The sequence below is a fragment of the Faecalicatena contorta genome, assembly GCF_003149105.1.
Taxonomy (GTDB): domain Bacteria; phylum Bacillota; class Clostridia; order Lachnospirales; family Lachnospiraceae; genus Muricomes; species Muricomes contortus_C.
Genome location: NZ_QGDS01000017.1, coordinates 19,649 through 36,226, shown reverse-complemented (window position 1 = coordinate 36,226; position 16,578 = coordinate 19,649). Strand labels below are relative to the sequence as shown.

The following is a 16,578-nucleotide window of genomic DNA, read 5'->3' as shown; positions in this document are numbered from 1 at the left end:
AGTGTATGAATGAGTTTCAGCACAGTGTTATCAGCCTCTATTCAAGGACTTGAAGTGGGGTTTGTAAATGTGGAGGCAGATGTCAGCAATGGACTGCCTGCATTTCACATGGTAGGATATCTTTCTTCAGAGGTGAAGGAGGCTGCAGAACGGGTACGGACAGCAATCCGTAATTCAGGACTGGATTATCCGGCAAAAAAGACGGTGATTAATTTATCGCCTGCTACAGTGAGAAAGAGGGGGGCTGCGTTTGATTTGCCAATTGCAGTGTCTATTTTAGTCTCTCTGGGACAAATTATGGAAAAGGGTGTCAGGAAAACACTTGTAATAGGGGAATTGGGACTGGATGGGTGTATACAGAAGGTGCCTGGAATTCTGCCTATTGTTTTGGAAGCCAGGGACGCAGGGATTCCAGTTTGCATTGTTCCAAAAGCAAATGCGCCGGAAGGAGCGCTGGTGAAGGGAATAGATGTGATTGGCGTCCGGAATCTGGCAGAGGCGTTTGGATTTCTATCAGGGACGGTCCGGCTGGAACCGGAACCGTACCCTGAGGATAAAATGCATATTTATACAAACGGCCTGCCTGATTACAGTGATATTCAGGGGCAGAAAACAGTGAAGAGAGCAGTGGAGGTGGCAGTTGCAGGAGGTCATAACCTTCTTCTCGTTGGCCCCCCTGGGAGCGGGAAATCTATGGCGGCAAAGAGGATTCCCGGTATTTTTCCAGTCATGACGTTGGAGGAAAGCATGGAAATTACTAAAATATACAGCATTATGGGACAGGTTGATAAAGAAGCCCCACTGGTCCGTCAGAGGCCATTTCGAAGTGTCCATCATACTTCTACGAAAGCCGCCCTGATCGGAGGCGGACTGATACCGGCACCGGGAGAAATCAGTCTGGCACATGGCGGCGTGCTGTTTCTGGATGAATTGCCTGAATTTCAGCGGGCAGTGCTGGAGGTGCTGAGAGAGCCCCTTGAAGAGCACCAGATCAGAATAGCAAGGACTCACGGCAACTATGTGTTTCCTGCTAATTTTATGCTTGTAGCTGCAATGAATCCTTGTCCTTGCGGCTGCTATCCTGATTTAGAGCGGTGTACATGTACACCCGGGCAGATACAGAACTACCTTGGAAAGATTAGTCAGCCATTTTTAGACCGCATGGACATTTGTGTTGAAGCTCCGAAAGTAAACTATGAAGAGCTCTTAGGAGGAAATAAAGAAGAAGGTTCTTCTAAAATTAGAGAAAGGGTGTGCAGGGCCAGAAACATTCAGAATGTACGTTATGCAGGTACCGGGATTGTGACAAACGCTATGCTTGGAGTGAAAGAGCTGGATGAATATTGTACTCTGGGCAAGAAGGAAAGCAGGCTTATGGAGCAGGCATTTACATCTCTCAGGCTCACGGCGAGAACGTATCACAAGGTATTGAGGGTTTCAAGAACAATTGCAGATCTGGATGGAGCAGAAATAATTCAGGAAAAGCACATAAAAGAGGCTATAGGATACCGTGCAATGGATAAAAAGTATTGGGGGAGGTAGCCGGATGAAATATGAATACTGGTTTGCACAGATTCCCCGCTTAAGTGACAGAAAAAAATACCTTCTGAGAGAGTATATGGGAACTGCGGAGAGTATATTTTATATAGAAGAAACAAAACTAAAGAAAATAGAGTTCTTAAATGAAAAAGAGGTCAATACAATTATCCAGGCAAAGAAGGCAGTGGATTTAGATGCTTTGCTCAGCAATCTGGAAAAGAAATCCGTCCGGTTTATTCCATGTTTTTCGGAAAAATTTCCGAAAAAGCTGCATGAGATTCCCAACCCGCCTTATGCGCTCTATGTAAAAGGAAACATGCCGGAGGAAACAAATGGGGCGGCTGCGATTGTGGGAGCCAGACAGTGTACGGCCTACGGAGAAAAGTATGCCCTGGAATATGGTAAAAAACTGGCACAGTGCGGGATATCTATTATCAGCGGGCTGGCGAGAGGGATAGACGGGCTTGGACACCGGGGTGCGTTGATGGGGAATGGAGATACCTATGCTGTTTTGGGCTGTGGTGCGGATATCTGCTACCCAAGGGAACATATTGGTTTGTATACAGATATTTTAGAGCGGGGAGGCGGCATCATATCAGAATTTTCTCCCGGAACTCCTCCTGTTTCCCATAATTTTCCGAAGCGCAACAGAATCATCAGCGGACTGTCAGATATAGTGCTTATCATGGAAGCAAGAGAGAAGAGCGGCTCCTTAATTACTGCGGATATGGCATTGGAGCAAGGCCGGGATGTCTACGCCCTTCCAGGCCCTGTGGACAGTGTGCTTAGCCGGGGTTGTAACCAATTGATAAGACAGGGTGCAGGTATTCTGTTAACCCCGGAAATGCTGCTGGAAGAGCTGGGATTTTCCTCCTTTATTCCCGGGGCAAAAATAGACAAAAATAAAAAAGTGCTTGAAACTAAAGAAAATATGGTGTATAGTCGACTTTGCCCGTATCCGAAGAATTTGAGCCAACTTGCTGGGGAAACATCCCTGTCTGCCAGTGAACTGCTGGAGCAGTTGGTATCATTGGAATTGAAGGGATATATTAAAGAAATATCAAAAAATTATTATGTAACCTTATAGCAAGCGAGGCTGCCGTAAGCTTACGAAGAAGCGGCGAAGCGGATTTTGATACCGTTTTGCCAGATAAAATATAGATGAGACGTTTGGCTAAGTGGAGGAAAAAGGTTTTATGGCACATTATCTGGTTATTGTGGAGTCGCCTGCAAAGGTAAAGACGATTAAAAAGTTCCTGGGGAGCAATTATTCAGTAGCAGCATCAAATGGGCATGTCCGTGACCTGCCTAAGAGCCAGATGGGAATTAATATAGAGAATGATTATGAACCCAAGTATATTACCATTCGCGGAAAAGGCGATATTCTTGCCAATTTGCGTAAAGAGGTCAAAAAGGCCGATAAAGTTTATCTTGCAACTGACCCTGACCGGGAAGGAGAAGCAATCTCCTGGCATTTGGCGAATGCTCTGAAGCTGGAAGATAAAAAAATGAGCCGTATTACATTCAATGAAATCACGAAAAATGCCGTGAAAGCATCTTTAAAGGATGCAAGGGACATAGATATGAACCTGGTAGATGCCCAGCAGGCCAGACGTGTTCTGGACAGGATGGTGGGGTATCGCATCAGCCCTCTTTTGTGGGCTAAGGTAAAAAGAGGGTTAAGTGCCGGAAGAGTACAGTCTGTGGCCCTGCGTCTTATAGCCGACAGAGAGGCTGAGATTGACGCCTTCATACCAGAAGAATACTGGACGCTGGATGTTATATTAAAGGTGAAGGGGGAAAAGCGCCCTCTTACTGCCAAGTTCTATGGTACTGAAAAGCAGAAAAAGGTCATTGGGTCCAAGGAAGAACTGGATCAGATTATTAAAGCAGTAGAGACAGAAGATTATAAAATTGCGGATATTAAAAAGAGCGAGCGTATCCGAAAGGCCCCGCTCCCCTTTACAACGAGTACACTGCAGCAGGAAGCTGCAAAGGTACTGAACTTCGGCACTCAGAAGACGATGCGTATTGCGCAGCAGCTCTATGAAGGAATCGATATTAAAGGCAATGGAACAGTGGGTGTGATAACTTACCTGCGTACAGATTCAACCAGGATTTCGGAAGAAGCAGATGCTAATGCAAGACAGTATATAGAAGAAAATTATGGAAAAGAATATGTGGCAGATGGTACCGGGGGGAAAAAGAATGAGAAGAAGATTCAGGATGCCCATGAAGCAATCCGTCCCACAGATATCAGCAGAACTCCGGCGTCATTGAAAGATTCTCTTTCCAGGGACCAGTTACGTTTGTACCAGCTGATATGGAAGCGGTTCGCAGCCAGCAGGATGCAGCCAGCAAAATACGAGACGGTTTCCGTAAAAATCGGAGCCGGGGAATACCGGTTTACGGTTTCCACCTCCAAGGTTGTATTTGAAGGGTTCCGCACTGTATATACAGAGGCGGATGAAGAAAAAGAAGAAAGTAATGTGCTGGTAAACGGGCTGAACATGGACACCACACTTACGAAAGAAGACTTTGATACAAAGCAGCATTTTACACAGCCGCCGGCACATTATACGGAAGCAACTCTGGTTAAGACACTGGAAGAACTGGGAATTGGCCGTCCGAGTACTTATGCGCCCACAATTTCTACCATTTTGGGGCGCCGTTATGTGACAAAGGAGGCAAAAAATCTTTATATCACAGAAGTTGGAGAGGTTGTTAACAATATTATGAAGCAGTCTTTTCCGAGTATTGTAGACGAGAACTTTACTGCTAATATGGAAGGCCTTCTGGATATGGTGGAGGAAGGCAAAGTTGAGTGGAAAGAACTTATCCGCAATTTTTATCCGGACCTGAATGAGGCGGTAGAGGTTGCTGAGAAGGAACTGGAAAGTGTAAAGATAGAGGATGAAGTCACAGATGTTATCTGTGAAGAATGTGGCCGGAATATGGTCATAAAATATGGGCCTCACGGAAAGTTTCTTGCATGCCCTGGCTTTCCGGAGTGTAAGAACACAAAGCCTTATCTGGAGAAAATAGGAGTCCCCTGTCCTGTCTGCGGAAAAGAAGTAGTCATCCGCAAAACGAAAAAGGGAAGAAAATATTATGGATGTGAAAATAATCCAGAATGCGAATTTATGTCATGGCAGAAGCCATCCAAAGAGAGATGTCCGGAATGTGGAAACTACATGCTGGAAAAGGGAAATAAACTAGTATGTGTAGACGAAAAATGTGGATATGTCCGAAATCTGAAAAAAAGTTAATTAAATGACGTTGATATTTGAATAGTTGTATGATAACATATCTATATCAAACGGTTTGGGATGAGTTGTATACACAATTAAGTCTGGAGGAAATCAATGAGCGTACAGTTGTTAGATAAAACAAGAAAAATTAATAAGCTGCTGCATAACAATAATTCCAGCAAGGTCGTTTTCAATGATATTTGTGACGTCCTTACAGACATACTGGGATCAAATGTTTTTGTAGTAAGTAAAAAGGGCAAAGTTCTCGGGGTAAGCAAAAGCAGTGAGGTGGATATCATTAAAGAACTGATGGCAGAATCTGTAGGAGCATATATTGATTCTATGCTCAATGAGCGTCTGCTGAATATATTATCCACAAAGGAGAATGTAAATCTGGAGACACTTGGATTCTCTCATGAGGCTGTAAAAGGACACCAGGCGATTATCACCCCTATTGATATTGCAGGGGAACGTCTGGGTACGCTGTTTATCTACAAGCAGGATGCCGTATATGAAATAGACGACATCATATTGAGTGAGTACGGTACCGCGGTGGTAGGACTTGAGATGCTCCGCTCGGTGAATGAAGAGAGTGCGGAGGAGACCAGAAAAGAGCATATTGTGCAGTCCGCAATTGGTACACTGTCATTCTCAGAATTAGAAGCAATTATTCATATTTTTGAGGAGCTGGATGGGACAGAAGGTATCCTTGTTGCAAGTAAGATTGCAGACCGGGTAGGAATTACCAGATCCGTAATAGTAAACGCTCTTAGAAAATTTGAAAGTGCCGGAGTTATTGAGTCACGTTCTTCAGGAATGAAAGGGACCTATATTAAGGTTCTGAATGACTATGTATTTACGGAATTAGAAAAAATTAAAAAAGAACGTTTATAGAGATTTTGGGAGCGGGTTATGGAGAGGGTATCAGGCATCTGATACCCTTTGTTGTCTGACAGGAGGTAACAGAAAGATGTATGAAGGAAATCCGGTAGATTTGCAGATGGAAAAAGTGATATCGGCAGATGTAATTTTTGATGATGCAGCACATCACTGCCAGGTTTTTAAGTATGATTTGGAAGAAGATTACATATACTTGCAGTTGAAGGAGGATGATTTGACTGCGATTTCGCTGGATGCGAAATATCAGTGTTACATTTCTACGAAAAAAGAACTTCTGTATTGTACCGGGTCTGTTAAGGAACGTTTTCAGTCCGAGCATGGGAATATGATTGTTTTCAAAATAGAAAACGGGTTTTATAATGTATCAGGTATAAAACGCCCGGTGAAGAGAAAGTACGGGTTAGAGTAGTGTCTGATTTATCTGTGAGCAGGCGGACTGCTGCTGCGGGTTAATAAAAAGTAAGTTTTATAAACTATATATAAAATTTGGAAACGATGTTGACAAATCAGAAACAGAGTGATATTTTATATCTATGAGGTTAGCACTCAAAACAAATGAGTGCTAGTAATAAACAAGGATTAAGGAGGATTTACAATGAAATTAGTACCATTAGGTGACAAGATTGTGTTAAAGCAATTAGAAGCGGAAGAGACAACAAAATCAGGTATTGTTTTGCCGGGTCAGGCGAAAGAAAAGCCGCAGGAGGCAGAAGTTATCGCAGTTGGGCCTGGTGGAAATGTAGACGGAAAAGAAGTAACGATGCAAGTTAAGGCCGGCGATAAGGTAATCTACTCTAAGTATGCAGGAACAGACGTAGAATTAGACGGCGTAGAATATATCATTGTAAAACAGAGTGACATTTTAGCAATCGTAGAATAGAAAAAAAGAGGAGTGACAGACATGGCAAAGGAAATTAAATACGGATCAGAAGCCAGAGCAGCACTGGAAAAAGGCGTTAATAAGCTGGCTGACACAGTAAGAGTGACATTAGGACCAAAAGGAAGAAACGTAGTGCTTGATAAATCTTACGGCGCACCGCTCATCACTAACGATGGTGTGACAATTGCGAAGGAGATTGAACTGGAAGATGGCTTTGAGAACATGGGAGCACAGCTGATTAAAGAAGTTGCTTCTAAGACAAATGATGTGGCAGGTGATGGTACAACCACAGCAACAGTTCTCGCACAGGCTATGGTACATGAAGGAATGAAGAACCTGGAAGCAGGAGCTAACCCAATTGTTCTGCGTAAAGGTATGAAAAAGGCTACAGAGACTGCAGTGGAAGCAATCGCAAAGATGAGCAGCAAAGTAACAGGCAAGGAGCAGATTGCAAGAGTTGCGGCTGTATCTTCAGGAGATGATTCTGTAGGAACAATGGTAGCTGATGCTATGGAGAAGGTTTCCAATGACGGTGTTATCACAATCGAGGAATCTAAAACAATGCTGACAGAGCTGGACCTTGTAGAAGGTATGCAATTTGACCGTGGTTATATTTCTGCATATATGGCAACAGATATGGAGAAAATGGAAGCAAATCTGGAGGAGCCATACATTTTAATTACAGATAAGAAGATTTCTAATATTCAGGATATTCTTCCTATCTTAGAGCAGATTGTACAATCCGGAGCAAGATTATTGATTATCGCTGAAGATATCGAAGGTGAAGCACTTACCACCTTGATTGTAAATAAATTACGCGGAACATTCAATGTAGTAGCTGTTAAAGCACCAGGATATGGCGACAGAAGAAAAGAAATGCTGCAGGATATCGCAATCCTTACAGGCGGACAGGTAATTTCAGACGAGCTGGGTATGGATTTGAAAGAAGCAACCATGGAACACCTGGGACGTGCAAAATCTGTTAAAGTGCAGAAAGAAAACACCGTTATCGTAGATGGTTACGGAGATAAAAAATCAATTGAAGACAGAGTTGCTCAAATTAAAAAGGGAATTGAAGAGACAACATCTGAATTTGATAAAGAAAAGTTACAGGAAAGACTTGCAAAACTGGCAGGCGGCGTAGCAGTTATCCGTGTAGGAGCAGCAACTGAGACAGAGATGAAAGAAGCAAAACTGCGTATGGAAGATGCCCTGAATGCGACAAGAGCAGCCGTAGAAGAAGGAATCATTGCAGGAGGCGGTTCTGCATACATCCATGCTGCAAAAGAAGTTGCAGCGCTTGCAGAAACATTGACAGGTGATGAGAAGACAGGTGCGAACATTATTCTGAAGGCTCTGGACTCTCCGCTTTACCACATTGCATCAAATGCAGGCCTGGAAGGCGCAGTTATTATCAATAAAGTAAAAGAATCTGAACCAGGAATTGGTTTCGATGCTTACAAAGAGAAGTATGTAGATATGGTTAAGGAAGGAATTCTGGATCCGGCAAAGGTTACAAGAAGTGCATTGCAGAATGCAACAAGTGTAGCATCTACATTGCTTACCACAGAATCTGTTGTTTCTAATATAAAAGAAGATATGCCAGCAATGCCGGCAGGCGGCGCAGGCGGAATGGGAATGATGTAATTCCCAGTATATATACAGAAAAATCCCTCTGCAGTAATTTCAAATACTGCATGGGGATTTTTCTGTATAGTTTTCCCTTGACAAGCCACCAGAATTTTTGTACTATAACATTTAAAATATCTGTATCTGTTCAGAACTATGAACGGATACGCCGTAAGCCCATAAAAATTGCCTTTGGCGATGGGGCTTGCTATTACATATTCAATGTTTTGCACGAACTGTGCAGTATATGCACAGTTCTGTATTGAACAGTTACAAATATCCACACACATATCAGAGAAAGAGAGGAAATAAAATCATGGGAAAAATTATCGGAGAGGGCATTACATTCGATGATGTGCTTTTGGTACCGGCATATTCAGAGGTGATTCCGAACCAGGTTGATTTATCAACCTATCTAACGAAAAAAATCCGACTGAACATTCCAATGATGAGTGCAGGCATGGATACGGTAACAGAGCACCGTATGGCAATTGCTATGGCTCGTCAGGGCGGAATCGGTATTATTCATAAAAATATGTCAATTGAGCAGCAGGCAGAAGAGGTGGATAAGGTAAAACGTTCGGAGAACGGGGTAATCACAGATCCTTTTTATCTGTCACCGGAGCATACATTGGAGGATGCCAATAATCTGATGTCCAAATTCCGCATATCAGGTGTTCCTATTACAGAAGGGAAAAAACTGGTCGGAATCATTACAAACCGTGATTTGAAATTTGAAGAAGACTTCTCTAAAAAAATAAAAGAATCTATGACCTCTGAGGGGTTAATTACAGCCCGAGAGGGAATTACGCTGGAGGAAGCTAAAAAGATCCTTGCAAAAGCCAGAAAGGAAAAGCTGCCTATTGTAGACGCTGAGGGTAATCTGAAAGGTCTGATTACAATCAAGGACATTGAAAAGCAGATCAAATATCCTTTATCCGCGAAAGATGAACAGGGACGTTTGCTCTGTGGCGCGGCAATCGGAATTACAGCAAACTGTCTGGAGCGTGTGGAAGCACTTGTGAATGCAAAGGTAGATGTCGTTGTTATGGATTCTGCCCACGGACATTCTGAAAATGTACTGCGCACGGTGAATATGGTGAAAGAAAGATATCCTGACCTACAGATAATTGCAGGAAATGTTGCCACGGGAGAGGCTACAAAAGCCTTAATTGAAGCGGGTGTAGATGCTGTAAAAGTAGGCATCGGTCCAGGTTCTATTTGTACAACACGTGTAGTGGCAGGAATCGGTGTTCCTCAGATTACAGCAGTTATGAACTGTTATGAGGTTGCAAAAGAGTATGGGATTCCGATTATCGCGGACGGCGGTGTTAAATATTCAGGCGATATGACAAAGGCGATTGCAGCAGGTGCAAGTATATGTATGATGGGAAGCATCTTCGCAGGTTGTGATGAGAGTCCCGGAACCTTTGAACTGTTCCAGGGAAGAAAATATAAAGTATATCGCGGAATGGGTTCAATTGCAGCTATGGAAAACGGAAGCAAAGACAGATATTTCCAGGCAGATGCCAAGAAATTGGTTCCGGAAGGTGTGGAAGGGCGTGTTGCTTATAAGGGAACGGTGGAAGATACAGTATTCCAGCTGATGGGCGGCCTTCGTTCCGGTATGGGATACTGCGGTACTCAGACTATTGAGGATCTGAAACAAAATGGTCAGTTCGTAAAGATTTCCGCGGCATCTTTAAAGGAAAGCCATCCACATGATATTCATATTACAAAAGAAGCACCAAACTATAGTGTAGACGAATAAAGAGAGAATTCAGCGAAATAAGAGGGGTAAAAGGGAGATGAATAGCTCCTTTTTATTCCTTATTTTTATATAATGGGAAATTATGTTTCCCGTTATATAAAATCCATCCAGGGGACGCGCATAAGGAAAATGGCTGCTAGAGCGACCGCGCTTCGGCGGGCGAGTCTGACAACCAGACTCTTTGTTTTTTATGATGAAAGAGTGAAAATATTATTAAAATTTCCTTTTTTCGACAAAAATATGCTAGAATAGGTGGATATTGTGTTCGAGGTGGATGGATGAAAAAGCGCAAAGATACGAGAAAGTGGATAAATATGGACAAGAAGTCCTTTTGTATATATGGAGGAATTCTGATATTAGTCATTGTAACAATAATTCTGGGGATTTATTCCTGTGCTGCAGACAGGAAAAGGGATAGAGCAAATACAGGAGTCAATGTGGATGCTTCTGAGCCTAAGATTGATGTACAGCTTTTAGATATTAATGAATATTCCAGGCCAGGAGTTGAATCAGACCCGATTACCGGGATTGTTATCCATTATACGGCAAATCCTGGAAGCAGTGCACAGAATAACCGGGATTATTTTGAGGGATTGAAGTACAGCCGTGCGACTTCGGCAAGCAGTCATTTTGTTGTTGGTCTGAAGGGGGAGATTATACAGTGTGTACCTACCTGGGAACTGGCATATGCATCTAATGGAAGGAACCATGATACGGTCTCTATTGAGTGTTGTCATCCCGACGAATCTGGAGAGTTCACCGATGAGACGTACATATCTGTAATTCAGCTTACAGCATGGCTGTGCAAAAAGTTTAATCTGACTGAGCAGGATGTTATACGGCATTACGATGTTACAGGTAAAAATTGCCCAAAGTTTTTTGTGGAAAATGAAAAAGCATGGGAACTTTTCCGAGGTGATGTGAGGGCAGCACTGGCGAAAACGGAGTAAAAGATCCAGATCCCCGGAGGTGAGGTTCTGCTTGCTATCATAAGGGGAAATTGCTATAATGTTGTTACAGTTTAGTAAGGCAAGTTTATGGCTGAACTACAATATAATAGAATGAGTAGCTATAGAAAAAGGATGAAGAAAGTGGACGGTGAGAAATGAACGATTTAGAGATGTACCGCGAACAGCTTGCGCTATGTGATGATAAAATCATAGATGCTTTAATGGAACGTAATGCAATTGTAGAAAAGATCATGGCATATAAAGAAGAGTATGGCATGCCTATCTTGCAGCCTGCACAGGAAGAAAAACAGGAGAGAATGCTGAAAGAGAAGCTTGAGGGAAATAAGTACCAAGATGAGATTCATGATGTATTCCGCAGGATTGTACGCAACAGTAAACGGATTCAGGCAAGGAAGCTGTTTTCTTATAATATTGTTTTAATTGGCTTTATGGGTGCGGGAAAATCAACAATTTCCGACTACCTCAGTACGATGTTTGCAATGAATATTGTGGAGATGGACCAGGTAATTACAGAGAGAGAAGAGATGAGCATCCCGGATATCTTTGCCACATATGGAGAACCATATTTCAGAGAGAAGGAGACGAAGCTCCTGATTGAGATGCAGTCAAGAAAGAATACAATTATTTCCTGTGGGGGCGGAGCGGCCCTGCGGGCAGAAAACGTGGTGGAGATGAAGAAAAATGGCCGCGTCATCCTGTTGACAGCAAGCCCCGAGATAATATTCGACCGCGTGAAAGACAGCGATGACAGGCCTATCCTCAATGGGAATAAAAATGTAGAATTTATTGCAGACTTAATGGAGAAGCGCCGTGAAAAATATGAAGCGGCAGCAGATATTGTGATTCAGACAGATCATAAGACGGTACTGCAGATTTGTGAGGAAATTATTTCTAGATTGATGGAGATGGATGCAGAATAATGTTTGATAGATTTTTTCCGGATGACTATCAGAAGTCTGTATACGTCATTCCATTTGAACAGTTATATGAAGAGGGCTACAGAGGTGTTGTTTTTGACATTGACAACACCTTAGTTTCTCATGGTGCGCCGGCAGATGACCGGGCCAGGGAATTATTTACCAGGTTAGCTGGGATTGGCTTTTCATCCTGTCTGATATCAAACAATCAGGAGGCGCGCGTCAGGATATTTAATGAAGAGATACAGACGAATTATATCTATGACGCTCACAAGCCTTCCACGAAGAATTATAAAAAAGCGATGGAGATTATGGGGACAGACTGTTCCAACACAATCTTTGTCGGTGACCAGCTTTTTACAGATATATGGGGAGCGAAAAGGAGTGGTATCAGGAATATTCTGGTAAAACCAATTCATCCCAAAGAGGAAATTCAGATTGTACTCAAACGTTATTTGGAGAGAATCGTACTCTATTTCTATAAAAAGAAGCGGGGCTTTGAAGAATAAGGAGTTACTGTTCAGACCGCGCCGTGCACTCCGCTGTACGGCATCGGAGCCATTAAAGTATCGGCTTCAGGGCATCCAGCTCCTCGCCGCAGGCGACTTAAATGGGGTGGATGTCGTTACAGTGCGCACCCGCAGGGTGTAAACTGTAACAATAAGGTGCCTGACTTGCACAAAAAAAGGTTGAAAAATGTATAAATTTATTATAAAATTATAAACAGCGTAAAAAGGTAAGTGCATGAATTGCACAATTGAAGGAGGATTACAATGATCGCAGCAGGAGACTTTAAAAATGGAGTAACCGTTGAAATTGACGGTAACATTTATCAGATTTTGGAATTCCAGCATGTAAAACCAGGTAAAGGTGCAGCGTTTGTTAGAACAAAATTAAGAAATATAATCAATGGCGGTGTTGTGGAGAAGACTTTCAGACCAAGTGAGAAGTTCCCGAAAGCACACATCGACAGAAAGGACATGCAGTATCTCTATCAGGATGGGGATTTATACAACTTCATGGATGTTGAGACATATGACCAGATTGCGCTGAACGAAGATGTGGTTGGAGATGCACTCAAGTTTGTAAAAGAGAATGAGAATGTTAAAATTTGTTCTCATAAAGGAAATGTATTCCTTGTAGAACCGCCTTTGTTTGTGGAACTGGCAATTACAGAGACAGAGCCAGGATTCAAGGGAGATACGGCTCAGGGAGCTACAAAACCGGCTACAGTAGAAACAGGAGCAGTTGTTATGGTTCCATTGTTTGTAGAGCAGGGAGATGTATTGAAAATAGACACAAGAACAGGTGAGTACCTGTCACGTGTATAAAAAGAATTAATTTATAAACAAACCCTGGTGGGTAAGAGGAGGGGAATCCCTTCTGCTTACCCACCAGGGTTTGTGCTTTGTGGCGGGGCATAAACCGGTCTGGATGTCGTTACAGTGCACCCGTAGGGTGTAACCTGTAACCGGACTGCAGCTCATGCAACGATATTTTGCAGATGCGGGACTTGCGCTTCCAGTGTAAGTTGTGTATAATTAATTTGCATAATATTTTTCAAATCGAATTATCTCGACACAGTTCGTGTCAATTTTCTCAGGCTATGATGAGCGTGCAAATAAAGAGAGGAAAATTATGAAATATCAAGAATTTTTGTACGCTGTTGAAGAAGAATTGAATAAAAAATTGAAAGAAGGTGTAAAAGCAAGTGTTTATACTGCCCAGAAGAATAACGGCAGAGAGAAAAAAGGAATTTTGTTTCAGACAAAGGAGCTGAGTGCATCACCGGCTATTTACCTGGAAGGGCTTTATACCAGGCTTCAAAAGGGAGAACAGATGGACAGGCTGGTTCAGGAAATTCTGGACTTTTACGAAACAGTGGGCGGCGAAGAAGTCTGGGATTACAGCCAATTAAAGGAATATGATAAAATTCAGGATAAGATTATATTTAAGCTGATTCATACGGATAAAAATAAAAAGATGCTGGAATGCATTCCATTTGTAGAGGTTCTGGATTTATCTATTGTGTTTTATGTGCTTCTTGAGATGGACAAAACGGGGACGGCTACCATACAAATAAGCAATGAGCATTTGAAAATGTGGGAAGTCTCCAAGGAAGAGCTATATGATGTTGCGCTTAAAAATGCTGCAAACCTTTTGCCGGCCGAATTCTTTACGATGCAATATGCAATTGAAAAAATGCTGGAGGTAGCTTCCGGGGAAGACGAAAACCTTTTGAACCAGGTGGGAGAGGAGAAAGAGGATGTCATGTATGTGCTGACAAATTCTTTACGCAATTATGGTGCTGCCTGTCTTTTCTATCCCCATGTGCTTGATATGATCGGAGAAATGCTTAAAGAAGACTTTTTTATTTTGCCGAGCAGCATCCATGAAGTGATTATTGTCCCTGAATCTAAAGGACTGGATACTGAAGAAATGAATGAGATGGTAATTGAGATCAATGAAACACAGGTGGCCCCGGAGGAAGTACTGAGCAATCATGTATATTTTTATAAGAGGAAGGGGAAGAAACTGATGCTCTCAAAATAGTATTTCTATAAAAAACTTACACTGCATATGTTGCAGTAAATTTACAATGCATGGCTAAAGGGAGGATTTGGATTTAAGAAAGCCTGTACAAATATCTATTCACAATACTGGATATTTGTGCAGGCACTATTTTACAGAAGGCTGCTATTTGACTTGAATTAATGAAGAGCTTGTATGAAACTCTTTACATTTTTTGAAATTTGTGCTAGGATAATAAAGCGTTCTGTTAGAGACTAATGTCGGTATAGCAGGAATGTATGTAGATTTATACGTCTGTAGCTCAGTGGATAGAGCAATGCCCTCCGGAGGCATGTGCGGCGGTTCGACTCCGCCCAGACGTGTATTTTTTTTGTAGATAGAAAGCTATGTTTTCTATTTACATAAAAATCCTCCGGGGAGATCGCACTGCGGTGACAAAGAAGATGTTGCTGTGGCAACCCACCGCAGGCGGAGAATCTCGTTTGCGAGATTCTTTTTTGATGTGAATAAGAAGGAAAACAAATGATGTCAGGATATAGGATAGCTTTTAAAAAGGCATTCCCTTATACAATTCCTGTACTTACAGGATATTTGTTTATAGGAATTGCTTTTGGGGTAATGTATGCGGAAAAGGGATATTCCGCGTGGTGGGCGGTTTTGATGAGTCTGCTCGTGTACGCGGGTTCAGGACAGTATTTGGCAGTGAATTTTTTTGTGCCTGGTATTTCTTTTTTACAGGTGATATTCATGACCTTGATGGTGAATGTCCGCCACATATTCTATGGATTGTCCCTGCTGGAAAAATTTCATAAGATGGGAAAAAAGCGGTGGTATATGATTTTTGGGCTTACAGATGAAACCTACTCTCTTTTATGTACGACGAAGGTGCCTGAAGATGTAGAGGAAGATAAATTTTTGTTTGCAGTTGCTCTCTTAGATCAAATCTACTGGTTAATAGGGTCGGCTATAGGCGGTATTTTAAAAAGCGTACTTCCTTTTAATGCCGAGGGAATAGAGTTTGCAATGACAGCATTGTTTGTGGTGATATTTACGGAACAGTGGCTGAATGCGAAAAACCGGATACCTGCAGTGATAGGTGTGATTTCGTCCCTTCTTTGCCTGCAAGTATTTGGAGGCGGAAGCTTTGTGTTTCCGACTATGATTCTAAGCGTCTTGATGCTTTTTACGATGAGAAAACGCCTGGAAGAGGAGGTGGAGACATGCCGATAAATGCAGTTACATCCCTGCTTATTATTTTGGCGGTGGCTGCCACTACATTTGCCACAAGAGCAATACCGTTTTTCATATTCCCAAAAGGGAAAGCAATACCAAAGACGGTGGAGTATCTGGGACGGGTTCTGACTCCTGCTGTAATTGGAATGCTGGTTGTATATTGTCTGAGAAATACATCTGTTACGGCAGCACCTTATGGAATCCCTGAGGCTATTTCCGTACTTGCTGTGGTAGTGTTTCATATATGGAAACGTAACAATCTGCTGAGTATTGGGGCAGGAACTCTGCTGTATATGTTTTTGGTTCAGGCGGTATTTTAGGATAGGCTGATATTCAGAGAACAGTATTGGACATTTGTAAGTACATATAAATGTCCAATACTGTTCTTTACATCTATTCGTGCTATAATTTGGTAAATCCCAGTTCATCGGGCCGGCCAGCTCCTTTTTGGAATTGAACGGGTGGTTGAACTGTGGATTATTCATACTTGTGGAGGTTGAGTTTATGGATGATTTTACAGAAAAAGATATGGAGGAAGCACTCCGGGCCACAGCTTCAATGATTGACAGGACGGAGAAAGCAAAAGAGAAATTTGAACAAGGTACTTCTCAGCATACCTTACAAAAGAATAGACTTAAAGCACTCTATATAGCTTCAGCATTACTATCAAAAAGATTAATGGAGAGTGACGCTGTGGATTGTTATACTGAAGAAGATTTGAAAAATGCGCTTGCACCAATCACTTCTCTGATTAGCAAATCGGAGAAATCACAAGCAAAATTAACGCGGGGTACTTGGCAGCATACCATGCTTAATAATAATCTTAAAGCACTCAACATAGTTTTGCCATTACTAACGAAGGCATTGAGCGAGATAAATGCCGAAATTAAATAGAACAATACTGTATTATATGAGTAACAGGAAGCAGCCAAATTTCAATTTAGTTTAGTAGTTG

At 42.2% G+C, this 16,578-nt stretch carries 16 protein-coding genes and 1 tRNA gene; all 17 read left to right on the top strand.

Annotated elements, in window-relative coordinates; genetic code table 11:
* Window positions 1-9: 9 nt before the first annotated feature.
* Window positions 10-1,542 (top strand): YifB family Mg chelatase-like AAA ATPase, encoded by a 1,533-nt coding sequence (locus A8805_RS18850; RefSeq protein ID WP_109714051.1) that lies wholly within the window; start codon window positions 10-12, stop codon window positions 1,540-1,542.
* Between the two features lie 4 nt (window positions 1,543-1,546).
* Entirely contained in the window at window positions 1,547-2,626 is a 1,080-nt protein-coding gene (gene dprA, locus A8805_RS18845; protein WP_109714049.1) for a DNA-processing protein DprA, read from the top strand.
* A gap of 109 nt (window positions 2,627-2,735) precedes the next feature.
* Window positions 2,736-4,808 carry a type I DNA topoisomerase gene (gene topA / locus A8805_RS18840; protein WP_109714047.1) on the top strand — a complete coding sequence of 691 codons (2,073 nt, stop codon included), beginning with the start codon at window positions 2,736-2,738 and terminating at the stop codon, window positions 4,806-4,808.
* 96 nt (window positions 4,809-4,904) lie between these two features.
* Window positions 4,905-5,684: a GTP-sensing pleiotropic transcriptional regulator CodY gene (gene codY / locus A8805_RS18835; RefSeq protein WP_109714045.1), complete on the top strand. Its 780-nt coding sequence runs from the start codon at window positions 4,905-4,907 to the stop codon at window positions 5,682-5,684.
* A 76-nt stretch (window positions 5,685-5,760) separates the two neighbouring features.
* Window positions 5,761-6,099: a hypothetical protein gene (locus tag A8805_RS18830; protein WP_109714043.1), complete on the top strand. Its 339-nt coding sequence runs from the start codon at window positions 5,761-5,763 to the stop codon at window positions 6,097-6,099.
* A gap of 186 nt (window positions 6,100-6,285) precedes the next feature.
* On the top strand, window positions 6,286-6,570 hold the full coding sequence (locus A8805_RS18825; RefSeq protein ID WP_109714041.1) for a co-chaperone GroES: 285 nt from the start codon (window positions 6,286-6,288) through the stop codon (window positions 6,568-6,570).
* A 21-nt stretch (window positions 6,571-6,591) separates the two neighbouring features.
* On the top strand, window positions 6,592-8,217 hold the full coding sequence (groL, locus tag A8805_RS18820; protein ID WP_109714039.1) for a chaperonin GroEL: 1,626 nt from the start codon (window positions 6,592-6,594) through the stop codon (window positions 8,215-8,217).
* 298 nt (window positions 8,218-8,515) lie between these two features.
* Window positions 8,516-9,970 (top strand): IMP dehydrogenase, encoded by a 1,455-nt coding sequence (guaB, locus tag A8805_RS18815; protein WP_109714037.1) that lies wholly within the window; start codon window positions 8,516-8,518, stop codon window positions 9,968-9,970.
* A 278-nt stretch (window positions 9,971-10,248) separates the two neighbouring features.
* Window positions 10,249-10,920, top strand: a complete 672-nt coding sequence (locus A8805_RS18810) for an N-acetylmuramoyl-L-alanine amidase family protein (RefSeq protein WP_109714035.1) — start codon at window positions 10,249-10,251, stop codon at window positions 10,918-10,920.
* Window positions 10,921-11,075: 155 nt separating this feature from the next.
* Window positions 11,076-11,861: a shikimate kinase gene (locus A8805_RS18805; protein WP_109714033.1), complete on the top strand. Its 786-nt coding sequence runs from the start codon at window positions 11,076-11,078 to the stop codon at window positions 11,859-11,861.
* Window positions 11,861-12,367 (top strand): YqeG family HAD IIIA-type phosphatase, encoded by a 507-nt coding sequence (locus tag A8805_RS18800; protein WP_109714031.1) that lies wholly within the window; start codon window positions 11,861-11,863, stop codon window positions 12,365-12,367. The genes A8805_RS18805 and A8805_RS18800 overlap by 1 nt, the downstream gene beginning before the upstream one ends.
* A 264-nt stretch (window positions 12,368-12,631) precedes the next feature.
* Window positions 12,632-13,189 (top strand): elongation factor P, encoded by a 558-nt coding sequence (efp, locus tag A8805_RS18795; protein ID WP_109714029.1) that lies wholly within the window; start codon window positions 12,632-12,634, stop codon window positions 13,187-13,189.
* 307 nt (window positions 13,190-13,496) lie between these two features.
* Window positions 13,497-14,411, top strand: coding sequence for a DUF5688 family protein (locus A8805_RS18790; RefSeq protein ID WP_109714027.1), 915 nt, complete (start codon window positions 13,497-13,499; stop codon window positions 14,409-14,411).
* 269 nt (window positions 14,412-14,680) lie between these two features.
* Window positions 14,681-14,752, top strand: a tRNA-Arg gene (locus A8805_RS18785).
* Window positions 14,753-14,915: 163 nt separating this feature from the next.
* Window positions 14,916-15,620 (top strand): AzlC family ABC transporter permease, encoded by a 705-nt coding sequence (locus tag A8805_RS18780; RefSeq protein ID WP_109714113.1) that lies wholly within the window; start codon window positions 14,916-14,918, stop codon window positions 15,618-15,620.
* The gene (locus A8805_RS18775; protein WP_109714025.1) at window positions 15,611-15,943 is read left to right on the top strand and encodes a branched-chain amino acid transporter permease; all 333 of its coding nucleotides are present in this window, start codon (window positions 15,611-15,613) and stop codon (window positions 15,941-15,943) included. Before A8805_RS18780 ends, A8805_RS18775 begins: the two co-directional genes overlap by 10 nt.
* A 184-nt stretch (window positions 15,944-16,127) precedes the next feature.
* Complete coding sequence (locus A8805_RS18770; RefSeq protein WP_109714023.1) at window positions 16,128-16,517, top strand: hypothetical protein; 390 nt, start codon at window positions 16,128-16,130, stop codon at window positions 16,515-16,517.
* The last annotated feature ends 61 nt before the right edge of the window (window positions 16,518-16,578 follow it).

Excerpts from the sequence above, each read along its gene's own strand:
- A8805_RS18850 (WP_109714051.1), top strand. The coding sequence starts at position 10 with ATGAGTTTCAGCACAGTGTTATCAGCCTCTATTCAAGGACTTGAAGTG.
- dprA (WP_109714049.1), top strand. The coding sequence starts at position 1,547 with ATGAAATATGAATACTGGTTTGCACAGATTCCCCGCTTAAGTGACAGA.
- topA (WP_109714047.1), top strand. The coding sequence starts at position 2,736 with ATGGCACATTATCTGGTTATTGTGGAGTCGCCTGCAAAGGTAAAGACG.
- codY (WP_109714045.1), top strand. The coding sequence starts at position 4,905 with ATGAGCGTACAGTTGTTAGATAAAACAAGAAAAATTAATAAGCTGCTG.
- A8805_RS18830 (WP_109714043.1), top strand. The coding sequence starts at position 5,761 with ATGTATGAAGGAAATCCGGTAGATTTGCAGATGGAAAAAGTGATATCG.
- A8805_RS18825 (WP_109714041.1), top strand. The coding sequence starts at position 6,286 with ATGAAATTAGTACCATTAGGTGACAAGATTGTGTTAAAGCAATTAGAA.
- groL (WP_109714039.1), top strand. The coding sequence starts at position 6,592 with ATGGCAAAGGAAATTAAATACGGATCAGAAGCCAGAGCAGCACTGGAA.
- guaB (WP_109714037.1), top strand. The coding sequence starts at position 8,516 with ATGGGAAAAATTATCGGAGAGGGCATTACATTCGATGATGTGCTTTTG.
- A8805_RS18810 (WP_109714035.1), top strand. The coding sequence starts at position 10,249 with ATGAAAAAGCGCAAAGATACGAGAAAGTGGATAAATATGGACAAGAAG.
- A8805_RS18805 (WP_109714033.1), top strand. The coding sequence starts at position 11,076 with ATGAACGATTTAGAGATGTACCGCGAACAGCTTGCGCTATGTGATGAT.
- A8805_RS18800 (WP_109714031.1), top strand. The coding sequence starts at position 11,861 with ATGTTTGATAGATTTTTTCCGGATGACTATCAGAAGTCTGTATACGTC.
- efp (WP_109714029.1), top strand. The coding sequence starts at position 12,632 with ATGATCGCAGCAGGAGACTTTAAAAATGGAGTAACCGTTGAAATTGAC.
- A8805_RS18790 (WP_109714027.1), top strand. The coding sequence starts at position 13,497 with ATGAAATATCAAGAATTTTTGTACGCTGTTGAAGAAGAATTGAATAAA.
- A8805_RS18780 (WP_109714113.1), top strand. The coding sequence starts at position 14,916 with ATGTCAGGATATAGGATAGCTTTTAAAAAGGCATTCCCTTATACAATT.
- A8805_RS18775 (WP_109714025.1), top strand. The coding sequence starts at position 15,611 with ATGCCGATAAATGCAGTTACATCCCTGCTTATTATTTTGGCGGTGGCT.
- A8805_RS18770 (WP_109714023.1), top strand. The coding sequence starts at position 16,128 with ATGGATGATTTTACAGAAAAAGATATGGAGGAAGCACTCCGGGCCACA.